Below are 12,291 nucleotides of genomic sequence, written 5' to 3' on the forward strand. Positions count from 1 at the left end.
ATCTTTAGTTATTGTTTCTCTTTTTCATGTAATAATCTCTCATCAGATACCACGCTTTCTTACGCATACCCTGGTCGGATATGAGTCCTTTGCGGTTCCAGCCATCCTGATTGGTGGGGTGGAAACGGAACGGGGAACGGAAGTCGAACAGAATCCAGGGCGATACTCCGCGCAGGTTCGGGATATTGTCGAACATACGGATGTTATCCCTATACAGACGTGCCTGGTATTCTTCACTCCAAGAGCTGACTACGTTCTCATCACCGGACTGACCGTACAATGCTTCGCCGCCAAATTCCGAGATAATCAACGGTTTGTCCGTCACTACTTCCCATATAGCGTCTTTTGGTTCCACAGGCCACGGATGATACCAGCCCATATATTTGTTGATAGCTACGACGTCCAGTTGGGAAGTGAAAGAATCTTCCATTACAAAACGCTGCTTCTCACTGTTGAAGCGCACGAGGTCGAAAGCGGCAACATACAGGCGGGTAGTGTCCAGTTGTTTTCCCGTTTCGAGCAGGGAAGTAAGGAATTCGTTCCGTTCTTTGGAAGGCTGTGTTTCATTGGCAACGCCCCAATAACCCACCGCGCAGCGGTTCTGGTCGCGCTTAATCATTTCAGAAAGCATTCTCTGCGCTTTCTGACGGGTGTCATTGTCTGTAAAGTCAATACCCTGCCAAATGGGAATCTCCTGCCAGAGAAGGAAGCCCATCTTTTCCGCCAGGCGTACTGTGTATTCATTTTGTGGATAATGCGCCAGGCGAATCATGTTCACGCCAAGCGCTTTCGCTTCATTCAGCAGCATGGCTGCATCGGCTTCTGAGAAAGCACGTCCCATGCGTTGGGGAATTTCTTCATGGAAAGAGATGCAACACATAAATGTTGGTTTCCCGTTCAAGTAAATATCTGTTCCTTTCACGGTGATGTTACGGAAGCCGATTTGCTCTTCCACGCGGTCGGTACTTGAAGATACAGTCACGCCATAGAGTTTCGGTTCTTCCGGCGACCAGCGTTGCAGCTTCTTCGCGTTCAATACGGTTTCCGCCTTTCCTTCTGCATCAGTGGTAAGCTCCACATTGATTTTGAGTTCGGGGATGGCAACTGTTACTTTCTCACCTGCTTTTTTATCAGAAAGACGCACGCAGGCGATGATACGGTCGGGAGCGTTTTTATCCAGTTGGATGAAATAATCTTCTATAAATGTCCGGGGAGTTTTCACCAGCAGCACGTCTCTTGTGATACCGCCGTAGTTCCACCAGTCGAATGCCAAAGCGGGAATAGCGTCTTTGGTACGGCGGTTGTTCACTTCTACTGCCAGGAAGTTGTCACCGTCTTTCAACAGGTCTGTCACTTCCACTTGGAAAGGGGTGAAACCGCCTTCGTGCTCTGCTATCTCTTTTCCGTTCAGGTAGACTTTGCAGCGATAGCTGACAGCACCGAAATAAAGGAACTGGCGTTTGTCAACCATACGTTTAGCGTCAAAATGACGGGCATACCATACAGTGCCTTCGTAATATTTCAGTTCGGGCGACTGGGAGTTCCAGTCTCCCGGGACATTAAGGCGTAAGCCGCCTTCGAATGCATATTCGTAGAAATCAATATTTCCTTCCGGTTGCTGATTTTCGTAGATTTTCATCCGCTGTCCCTGGTCGTACAGGTCGATGATGGCATTCCATTTACCATTCAATGAATGGATGTCACGACCATACACATTCGTTATCAGTTCCTGTGCTGCAACGCTTCCTGTAAAAGCGATTAGCAACAATAGACATAGACTTAATTTCTCACCTGTTTTCATTTAAGTATGTTGTTATAATTAGTGTATATAATAAGTTCAGGCACGGATTACACGGATTTCACGGCTTTTAGAATAGAATATGTAAAACAACTGTTAATCCGTGTAATCCGTGCCTATTTCGATTTATTTTTCAGGAAATTCATTACCCAGTTCCAAGCTGCACTCCACTGTTCGGCATAGGCATAATGGGCGGTCGTCTCAGCTACAAACAGTTCTTTCGGAGCATTAATCACGTTGTAAGCGGAGTAAGTGGTGGTAGGCGGACAAACCATATCATTATAGCCAAAAGTATAAAATCCCGGCACTTTGAGCTGTCGGGCAAAGTTGACTACATCAAAATACTGAATGGTTTTCATCTTTTCCGGTGTCCGGTTCTTCTCATCCTTCAACATATGCGGCCAACCGCCTGCACGACCGTGGGCATAACCCGCCATATCACACAAGGCTGGATAGAAAGCAACCAATCCTTTGACACGAGCATCCAGTCCGGCAATTACAATGGAAAGCGCACCGCCCTGGCTTCCTCCAAAGGTCGCCAGATTACCATTGAACTCGGGAAGTGTGTAAATGAAATCAATGGCTCTCACACAGCCGGTATAGACCCGCTTGTAGTAGTACTTGTCCCGATTGTCCATATTGAACGAGTGATAATTCTTCAAAGCTCCGTTATAAAGGCGGTGATAGACATCTCCCGTCAGGTTGACTGGAATGCCGTGGATACCGATTTCCAGAATGATAAAACCTTTTCCGGCACGCTCGGCTTCTCCGTTATAGGCACGGATGCCTGCGCCCGGCACTTTCAGAATCGCCGGATATTTCCCGGGAGCTTTCGGTACACAAAGGATGCCGTACACACGGGATGCATAGTCATTGTTCGCGAACGAGACATGATATACATTCACTTTATCCGTACACTTTTCAGGCAATAAAGTCATTATGGGTTCCAGTGGCCACTTTTCAGCGGATTCTTTGGTGGTCTTCCAAAATTCAAGAAAGTCAGCGGGCAACGGAGTAACCGGTTGCAGCTTCTCCGGGTCAAAGCCGACGGTAGCTACGCCTTCATATTCACGCCCTTGATAATTGACGAAAGCACGGCAACGCAAGAAACCTTCTTTTTTCATCGTGCCTGCATTGATTTCGAGCTTTTCGTTTTTCAAGGATTGCTTGCCTGCCTGATGAGGTTTCATCATGTCTTCCGAAATCTCATAGCGCACTTCCAGATTATCTTGTGGGATATTACATTTCAATACCGCCACTTTGAATTTCACTTTTTCTCCCGGTTTATACAGCCAATTGGTGTGGTCGGGAGTGACCTGCACTTGAATCAGTCTTTCTGCCGGTTGCCCGTATGCAACAAATTGCAAGGCAACAAACAAAGCAAGAAACACAAAACGCAAACTTTTTATCATAATTCCGTTATTGTTAATAGTCTTTTCATGGTTTCACTTCGTATTGATAAAGCGCGAAAGAGTTCTTATCATTCAGTTCGAAACTGACTTTACCCTGTGCGCCGACTTTTGCGGCAAACTTCCTGCCACTTCCCATTACAGGGGTAAAAGCAACTTTCTTACCTTCTGGAAGCCAAGTGTCAATAGTCCCCCTGGCTTGCTCATTATCTTCGCGGTAAACAACAAGATAGCCTTGCGTGCCGGAGACGGCCGATTGGAATCCTGTCCACGAGCGTCCCGAAGGTTCTTCACCAACGGGCAATATGACGCCTTGATGAAACCGGAGTTGCAAGGGTTGGTATTTCTTGAGCAGAGATGCCGTAATATAAGCCTCTTCGGGCAGGTTCGAAGCTTCCATCCAAGCCAACGGCTGTGCCGCCAAGGTAATGGCAAAGAGGTAATCGAAACTGTAACGGGCGGGGGCAAAAGGGTCGGCAGCGTCATACTTGTCGGCATTGCGCCATTTATTAAGGAACTCTATCTGCATCTTCTCCGCCGGTACATAGCGGGACAACATCCAGAGGTTGCGCAAGGTGCGATAAGGGTAATAGTTGCCCCAATCGGTATAGCGGTTTTCCAGGAAGATGTTGCCGTACTCGTTCATATAGTGATACCCGCCGCGACGACCGGCAGTGGCATCGAGGTTGAAAATTACTTCATGGTTGGTTTGCTCCAACACGGTATCAAACAGTCGACGCAGATTTTGTTCGGCTGTCTTGGTAGGTATCTGCAAACCGTCTATCTTGAAACAGCAGATGCCGTACTTCTTATAAAGTCCGATAATGGCTTGCGCATCTTTTTGCCAATCGGCAAAATCGTTCTGTACGCTAGGGTTAAACCACAATCCGATGCGAATACCCAATTTCTTGCCTTTCTCTACAATAGGTTTCAGTCCATGAGGGAACTTTGTGGGGTTGGGCGTCCAATAATCGCCACTTTTCCAGATATCCTTAAAACTACCTCCGGCAGTCTTCGAGTTAGGGCTTTTTCCGCTCTGCCAGCCATCATCCAGTTGAAAGAGGGTGATGCCCATGCGTGCGGCACGGTCTAGTTCTGCCAGACAGAAAGCCTCATCTATTTTGGCATCCTGGCTACGGTCGCCCCAGGTATTGAGCATAATCATCTCATCCTGTGCGGCGGTGTGGTGACGCAGTTGTTTCTGATAAAGGCGCAGGGCAGTAAGCGCTTCTTGTTCGCCGCCGGTATAGATGCCGGTGACGCATCCATAAACTCGGGTCCAGCTATCCGGCTTTACATCATGAGACGCAATGCCTAGCCCCACTACCATAAAATCGCTAAAGTCCGCCACGAAGTCAGAGCCCGGATAATGTAATTGGGTACTGCTGCTAGGAGCCTCTTTCAAGAAAAAGAAGCCTTGACGCGTAGCCACGTCATGAGCAAAAAGCAAATTACCACGATACGTATTGCGACGGTAAGGAAGCCAGGTACGCCCGGTCACCAGATTGTCGTTCCAATCGGTGTAGTCGAAAAACTCTATTGTGCGGGCACTCCAATGATTGCCGGATAGTTGCAACCTGTCGAGCGTGGGAGTTTTCACCCCCGTAGCCATATCGGCCGTGTGCTCTATATTTTTGCGGTCGGCGTTAGAGCGGTTATCCTCCTTATTCTGATAAAGTTCCACTTGCCCTTTCAGATAAGTGTCGCAAGCAATGGCGGGACAGTCTGCATAAATGCGATAGCGACGCTCTATATTCAGTGAACCGATAGTGCAAGCCACGGTAGCCTGCAGATAACTGGCATGGATGCCGTTCGTCGGTATCTCGTTCACGGTCAGCGTAGCATCCGTAGGGATACCTTTCACAATCGAGAAATCGGGTTGTTTGCCCTGTGCCGGAATGTTTTTTCCGTGTTGCTTGTCAGTAAGGCTGATGGTGACAGGCGCACCGTTATTCCACAGCATGGCGCGTTCCATATAGTTATTGCCCATACGTAGCGTGTCACCTTTCAGAAAAGCGTAATACTGTTGTCCGCCCCAAAGCGGCAAGGTACATATTGCCGATAGAAATATCGTGATAATATTTTTTTTGCTCATAGTTTGTCTACGGTTTGATGTAAGCTCCCGGAACTTCCAACAATTCGTTGGGTTCGTTGAAGCGTTGGTTATCGGGCACATCGCGTTTGCCCAGGCCCGCTTGCATAAGTTGCTTCAGTTCGGGCAGGTGATGATGATAGATGTCGCGCGGCTCTACACTATGCTTGTGGCAGAGTCCGGCTGCCATACCTACCACTTCACCCATCATGCCGGTAGTACGCATCACACGTACCGTACCCAAGGCTACATGGGTGCAGCTCATATTACGGCCTGCCATAAAGAGGTTGTCCACATTGCGAGAATAGAGACAGCGATAAGGAACGGCATAAGGATGAATCCAACGATGCACCGTAGCCGACTTGAATTCATTGCCGGGAAAGCGGACACTGTTCACGCTGTCGGGGAAGTGAAGGTCGATGCTCCAGGTAGTGGTGAACGAAGCATCCTCGTGCGCCACATTCTTGTCTATATCGTCCTGTGACAGTACGTAGTCGCCCAAGAGACGGCGTGATTCACGTTTGCCTGAGACATATGCCACCCAGTCGAGGGAACGGTTAGCATACTTCTTATCGCCTGTGTAGTGATTCTTCAGATAACTCCAGTTGGAATATATCACCAAAAGTCCATAGTCGCGTACACGTTCAGCTTCGCTGACCTGATTGCGGTTCATGCCTGTTTCCCATTTCCACTCACCCATGGTTACAGGCTCACAGTTTTCAGCGTCAAAGCGCACGCCATATTCAAAATGGGGGAATGAGGTTTTCTTTTTCATATCCTTACTATACCATTGTATAGAGGCGCCCATCACCAATGAGTCGGGCTGTTCGGGAGCAAGGCTCTCGCCATATTCATCGCGGCCTTCACGTCCCATAGTCCAATCGGCACCGGCCAAATAGCCTATAGTAGCGTCGCCTGTGCAGTCGCTAAAGAGAGGAGCGGTAAGTTCGGTTTGTTCTCCTGTCTCGATATGTTGGATAGTGACTGACGCAATGCGGCCTGCTTGCATCTTCACGGCTACCGCACGCTGAGAGGCATAAAGGGTAATGTTCTTTTCGGCATCTATGAAGTCTTCTTTCTTCTGGTCTTCGTAGTAGTCACCCGGTTGGGCATTGCCGGAGCGTTCATGACCGAATTCACGTATCATACGCCCCAATCCCTGATTAGGCCCCATTTCGATGATACCGCCGAGGTGTACACGAATCTCCGACGAGTTATTGCCACCCAATACAGGACGGTCGTTCACTAATGCCACCTTACAGCCTAACCGGGCGGCCGATGCGGCAGCACACATACCGGCTATTCCCCCTCCTACTACCACAAAGTCGTATTGATGAGCGGGCACCGTCTGTTGTTGTCGCAAGCGGGCACGAAGTGCGGCTGTCTCTGCCGTATCCCAGGTAGCGGGTTGCGTGTTCGCATCGGTCGTAAGGTAAATGGCATCGCAACGACCGTCGAAACCGGTGAGGTCTTTCAGTGCAAGGGTGGTAGTCCCCGCTTTCAATACTACCTTTCCGGCAAGTTGCCATTGCCAGGAATTACCTGTATGTCCTAACGTCGTTTTCAGCAATTTGCCGCCTAAAGCCAGGCGGAACTTTCCGGGTCCTTCGGCATCGGTCCAAGGTGAAGTCCAGTTGTAAGTACGGGCATATACGTAGTAAGTGCCCGCTTGGGGAATGTTGATTTCTGCCGTAGCATCCGCCACAGGGATGCCCATGCCATGTGCCATGAGATAGGGCGAACCCATCTGATCCATGAACTGCTGGTCGAGCACCCAGCCGCCTCGCTGGCTGAAGCTTTCTGCTTCGATGAGCAGTTCTCCGGCTACAGCCACAAGGCTACAGGCTACGGCTATGCATGTCAGTAAGATTTTTTTCATCACAGCACAGCGTTTTTATGATTATTGAATAGTTATATCTCCCACTTTCACCCAACCTTCGGCGGTTTGATACTCATCACGGGCTGAAAGTAAGATACCGATAGCATTCTCTTTGGTCGTATCTACCAGTCCCACTGCCCAAGTGTAAGTACCTGCGGCTATATCGGTAAGCTTGATGTTGCTAGTGTAGGTTTTGGGCTTTCCACTCATCCAGGTGGCAATGTCCGCTTTCTCTTCTATATAGATGCGGGCGGGTTCTCCGGTAGTCTTGTTGAGCAGGGCGATAGCCAGTTTGTATTTGTCACCGTACTGCGGCAGATTGGTAGGGCAATATCCCCAGCCTAAGTTCGACCAACGGTGAGTAAGTGATACGTTGCTGCCGCTACGGGCTGTAGTAGGAATAGACAGACGGTCGGGGTAGAGACGGTAACCGCCTTCGGATATAAATTCCTTTACCAGGTGGAAAGCGGTGTTAAACCAAGAGTGCGTTTCACCGGTGTTCACGTTGGTATCAAAGCGAAGGTCCATCATATTGACATAACCACCCTTAGCTTCATCATATTCTCCCTGACGTACTTCTGCAAAATTCTTGTAACCGTCGCCGGCAATAGAACCACCGTGGGATGATTCCACCCAACCACCTTCCATAGTGATAGGTACGATACCACGATAAGCGGCAGCGATGCCACGCTCCCAATCCTTATAATATTGCTTCATACCAAAAGCATCGTGACGCAGGCAGAAGCCTTTGGCTACAGCACGTTTCACCAAATCGGCGGATATACCGGTATCAACATCACCAGATTCTTTGGTAGAAAGCAGGCATCGGTGATAGTTTATCATGATAGGCACTTTGGTGAAGAGACGTGACATTACGTCGGTAATCCATTCGAATACAGCTTGTCTGGGACTCTCATCCCCTGTAGAATATTTCAGTGTGTGAGTCTCACCCCATTTACCCAATCCAAAACCGCTTACAAATTGAGTGACATCGGGGTCATTGTATTTGGCTGCAAAAGCGGTGAGGAACGCTTCATACTCTTTCTGAAAGATAGGATCGTCAGGATAAGGCGTCCATACGTCCACACTACCGGTAGTGGTGGTGAAGCCTTCGGCACCGGCTTCCTTTACATACTCGGGGCAGGCATTCTCATGCTTGTCACGGCTGTCGCACACAAAGGTAAAGGCGAGCTTCAAGTTGCGTTCTTTAGCTCCTTCCACCAACATGCGGAAACGCTTCGCCGGTTCGGTCTGTAGAGTTTCATCCCATACATATTTACCTCTTTCAGGATTGAAATGGCTCCAAAGACCACGAACATAGAGAGTATTGCCATAGTCGGATACTTTCACGGTGCCTTCGGACGACTCGAAATTGTCGTAGAGATTCCAGAAATCCATCATCATGCCACTTCCGATACCTGAGTAGATAACCCATCCGCTCATGGGATTACGCAACAGTTTGTAGCGTTCGGGCTTAATGCTGACGGTAGTGTTGCCTTCGATGTTCCAACTGTAGTCGGTTGTAAGGTCATCATCGTCTGAACAAGCAGTACCTATAAAAGCCGTAGCAGCCAGCAGGCACATCGACAAGGTCTTGATGCTGTTTTTTATTATTTTGTTCATAGAATATATGTCGTTAATTGTTATTGTTTAAAAGGTAGAATAAGAAGTGAAGTGATTGAAGCTTCACCCCTTATTCTTTCATTTTGGATTTATTTAATATCAAAGAGTACAGTGTTATTCTCTATATCCACTACTACATAGTTACAGCCTTCGGGGATGAGGAAGTAAGCGTAGCGGTTATGACTCTGCCCAACTACAGCACCCTCTATCTTACCGGCCTCTACTTCTTTATAACCGTTACGTTTACCCCTTTCAGCATCAGCTGTAGAACCAACAAACCATCCGTTATTGGCATATCGCAGCGTACAGAAGTTTACCCAACCAGCATTCTTCTTTCCATAATCATCTGCTTTTTCAGTCCTAGGCAATACGTCACCTTTATAAACAAAGACTTTCGGATTGGCAAGGCTCTGAATAAGGTCATACTTCACTTGACAGTACTTAAGAGGCTTTCCGGTTTCTTCGTCAGTACCTGCATCGTAAGCAAAACCATTGAAGCCACCATACATGTGCAGTACATCCACCTCTTGACTCCATGGGTTTATCCCCAGTGTTGTATTATTAAACGATACGGTAAGCGGTTTCAAATCAGTTGCAGCCGAATAGATAGCAATGGTCTTTTCCTCCTTATTCAAAACAATACGATAAGTACCATCAGCCGGAATAGTCCAATACTGCCTGTCTACTTTGCTAATAAGTGCTTGCCCGAACGTTGCCAACTGACCATCTTCGATGTCATGGTTATCTGCTACTTCTGGCACAATAGCCATCGCTTGTTCTCCTTCGAAAGTAAGCGGTATGTAAAGGCTACCGGCTTTCAATTCACCGCGCCAAGCATAAAGTTGATCATTTTCGAGAGTTTGAGCTATCTCAATTTGCTCTTCACCTACAGCAGTACCCGCCAGGAACATTTGCTCGGCTTCAACTACTGCACCGGCTTCTACTATCTTCACAGTCTTTTTGCTCATATTCACAGTGACGCGATAGGTAGCAGCAGACGGAATCACCCACGAATTAGCTTCGGCACGGTCAAATATGACACCTGGCATCTCACCTGTGGTAATAGGAGTATCGGCAGTTTCCGGCCCGATGGCATTCAACTCATCGGCATAATCAACAGGGAAGTTTATCTTACCGGCTGCCAAAGCGCCTTCGTAACTATAAATCTTGTTTATCTCGTCTTTCAACGTCAACTTGATATTGTCTTCGCCCACAGCGGAACCTCCGATATAGAGATTATCGGCTTTGTACTGTTTAGGACCATACGTTTTTATCTTTAATGTAGCCGTAGCAATATCAGGCACCATCAGACGGGGACCCTCAAAGTTAGCTGTTACAGTAAACAGTACTTCGCCAATGGTACTGGTGGTGAGTCCGAAATGGTCGACCAGTATCTTCTGCATCTCCTCGTTGGTGTACGAGCGAAAGAATTCTCCATCGTCATCAAACTCCTTGATGTTCGTGGCCTCACTACCGATAAGCTGCATCTCATATTTATAAGTCGTGATATAATCTTCACCAAAATCGTGAGCGGTACTCCACTTCAGAGTGACAGCCGTTTCGTTGGGTTTGCTCTCATCGAGCCTAATAAATTCACCCGAAGGAGCCAGTTCAATCTCCGACTGATTGCGTGAGGCAGTATTGTCTATATCCTCTTCGCACGAGGTGGCAAGCATGCTCATCATTCCCACAGCCACCACGCCAAGGCTTCTATATAAATGCATTGTTTTCATGTTCGTAATAGTTTATAGGATTAATAACCCGGATTGTTGGGCAATAAGTTGGGACACAATTCCACATCATGTGTAGGTAGCGGCCACAAGTATTCGCGTTCGGGGAAAATGCGCTTGGCCCCCTGCGAACAATAGCCGGCATTGAAGAGAGCTGAAAAGTCAGCCAGACCATCTTCGTCGATTTGCGGGGTCATTCCCCAGAACCAGAGGTTCTTGTTCACTACATTGTTCAACAAATCCGTAGGATTGATTAGCATGATATAGTTGTAACCGTTCAATGCTTTTCCTGCCAATTTCCAACGCATCAAGTCTTGCAGACGTTGGTTCTCCATGGCAAACTCCATACGGCGTTCTATTCGCAGGGCACGGCGCAACTCTGTCTGGTCGGTAGTGGTCACGGCAGGATAGCTGTTGGTTGCCGTTACATTTACGCCATAAGCGCGGGCACGTACCATATTGATAGCTTTCAATACACTGTCGTCAATCCGGTTCAGTTCGATCATAGCTTCGGCATAAATCAACAGTACGTCTGCGTAGCGCATGATGATATAGTCTTGCTCTACCTTCTGGTCTACAGTCCAACTGGCATCAATACCTTTCTTCCATAACAAGCCCGTATATGAGCTATATTGATTTACGATACGGGTATCCTGATTGCTCTGCGCCTTGCCTGTAGTGTAGTTCATCACAGTTTTAGCAGCGGGGCTGGGATCGTATTCGAAGCCACAGTGCTCGGTGTTGAACTCAACAATGGTCATTGCACAGCGGGGGTCGCGGTTCTTAAATGGATTGCGGGGGTCGAACAACTGAGACTCGTCGATAGGCAGCCCGTCAGTACAAAGGTATGAAGCGAAGAGATCCCATGAAGGATTATATGAACCATATCCTCCGGCATTACGGGGAAGACCGTTCTTCACAATCCAAGAGTCGAGTATCACACTGTTTTCAATAGAGCGAGGTATCACAAACACTTTCTCATCATTCAGTTTGGTGCTCTGCTTGAAAAGCTTGGCATAGTCGGGCTCCAAAGAATAAAGCTTGAGATCCATACAAGCTTTGGCAGCTTGAGCAGCTATTTCATAGTCGCCCATATAGAGGGCAAAACGTGCTTTCATAGCTAGCGCCGCACCTTTGGTGGCATGTATATTCTCACCCTGTCCATAGCTTTCGGGCAAACCGGCTATCGCTTTATCGAAATCAGCGTACACCAAAGGAATCACTTCCGCCTTAGGCTTGCGACCACGCTGCAAAGCTTCGGAAATGGTAATTGTTTCCTCTTGCCAGGGTACATCACCATAGAAGAAAATCAATTCGGCATATTTGCAGGCACGGCAGAAGTAAGCCTCACCGGCATAGCGGTCGTACACTTCCTGGGACACAGAGCCCTGTGCCTTGTGAATATTCTCGAGCATTGTGTTGGCGCGGGCAATGAGTTTGAATGATTGTTGCCACAAGGCATATACTTCGTACTGCTGGCCGTTCATGGTTCCATCAAGTATGGTTCCGCCACTTCCCGGATTACGGTTCGTCTGACGATAGGTAGTGTTATCCGACCATTGTTCGGACGAACTAAGAGGTTCTTGCCAATAACCCAAAATGTAAAAGTCATTGGAAGCCAGGCGCAATTCTGTTTCGGTTGTGTACCATGACTCGGTATTACCTTGTGATCTGGGTACCAGGTCCATGCTCTCACAAGCAGCAAGCCCCAGGCACATTCCGGCTAATAATAATATCTTTGTTTTCATATTCTACTCCTA

Annotated in this window: 7 protein-coding genes; all 7 read right to left on the reverse strand. The window is 48.0% G+C overall.

Annotation, left to right across the window (positions count from 1 at the left end; translation table 11 throughout):
* Nucleotides 1–4 precede the first annotated feature (4 nt).
* The 7 genes from AB5443_RS10660 to AB5443_RS10690 all read right to left on the reverse strand — a co-directional run bounded on the left by AB5443_RS10660 (nt 5) and on the right by AB5443_RS10690 (nt 12,279).
* Complete coding sequence (locus AB5443_RS10660; RefSeq protein WP_277134754.1) at nt 5–1,801, reverse strand: glycoside hydrolase family 2 protein; 1,797 nt, start codon at nt 1,799–1,801, stop codon at nt 5–7.
* A 113-nt stretch (nt 1,802–1,914) separates the two neighbouring features.
* On the reverse strand, nt 1,915–3,210 hold the full coding sequence (locus tag AB5443_RS10665) for an acetylxylan esterase (protein WP_277134755.1): 1,296 nt from the start codon (nt 3,208–3,210) through the stop codon (nt 1,915–1,917).
* A 25-nt stretch (nt 3,211–3,235) separates the two neighbouring features.
* Nucleotides 3,236–5,302, reverse strand: coding sequence for an alpha-galactosidase (locus tag AB5443_RS10670; protein ID WP_368113455.1), 2,067 nt, complete (start codon nt 5,300–5,302; stop codon nt 3,236–3,238).
* 7 nt (nt 5,303–5,309) lie between these two features.
* Nucleotides 5,310–7,178: an FAD-dependent oxidoreductase gene (locus tag AB5443_RS10675; protein WP_368113454.1), complete on the reverse strand. Its 1,869-nt coding sequence runs from the start codon at nt 7,176–7,178 to the stop codon at nt 5,310–5,312.
* Nucleotides 7,179–7,199: 21 nt separating this feature from the next.
* Nucleotides 7,200–8,801 carry a DUF4832 domain-containing protein gene (locus tag AB5443_RS10680; RefSeq protein ID WP_368113453.1) on the reverse strand — a complete coding sequence of 534 codons (1,602 nt, stop codon included), beginning with the start codon at nt 8,799–8,801 and terminating at the stop codon, nt 7,200–7,202.
* 89 nt (nt 8,802–8,890) lie between these two features.
* Nucleotides 8,891–10,534, reverse strand: a complete 1,644-nt coding sequence (locus tag AB5443_RS10685) for a SusE domain-containing protein (protein ID WP_368113452.1) — start codon at nt 10,532–10,534, stop codon at nt 8,891–8,893.
* A 20-nt stretch (nt 10,535–10,554) separates the two neighbouring features.
* Nucleotides 10,555–12,279 (reverse strand): RagB/SusD family nutrient uptake outer membrane protein, encoded by a 1,725-nt coding sequence (locus AB5443_RS10690; RefSeq protein ID WP_368113451.1) that lies wholly within the window; start codon nt 12,277–12,279, stop codon nt 10,555–10,557.
* Between the last annotated feature and the right edge of the window lie 12 nt (nt 12,280–12,291).

This window comes from Bacteroides sp. RTP21281st1_H5_RTP21281_210402 (genome assembly GCF_040918965.1).
GTDB lineage: Bacteria > Bacteroidota > Bacteroidia > Bacteroidales > Bacteroidaceae > Bacteroides > Bacteroides congonensis.

Bases quoted from the DNA above. Each gene is read 5' to 3' on its own strand.
- AB5443_RS10690 (WP_368113451.1), bottom strand. From the start codon at position 12,279: ATGAAAACAAAGATATTATTATTAGCCGGAATGTGCCTGGGGCTTGCT.
- AB5443_RS10660 (WP_277134754.1), bottom strand. From the start codon at position 1,801: ATGAAAACAGGTGAGAAATTAAGTCTATGTCTATTGTTGCTAATCGCT.
- AB5443_RS10685 (WP_368113452.1), bottom strand. From the start codon at position 10,534: ATGAAAACAATGCATTTATATAGAAGCCTTGGCGTGGTGGCTGTGGGA.
- AB5443_RS10680 (WP_368113453.1), bottom strand. From the start codon at position 8,801: ATGAACAAAATAATAAAAAACAGCATCAAGACCTTGTCGATGTGCCTG.
- AB5443_RS10675 (WP_368113454.1), bottom strand. From the start codon at position 7,178: ATGAAAAAAATCTTACTGACATGCATAGCCGTAGCCTGTAGCCTTGTG.
- AB5443_RS10665 (WP_277134755.1), bottom strand. From the start codon at position 3,210: ATGATAAAAAGTTTGCGTTTTGTGTTTCTTGCTTTGTTTGTTGCCTTG.
- AB5443_RS10670 (WP_368113455.1), bottom strand. From the start codon at position 5,302: ATGAGCAAAAAAAATATTATCACGATATTTCTATCGGCAATATGTACC.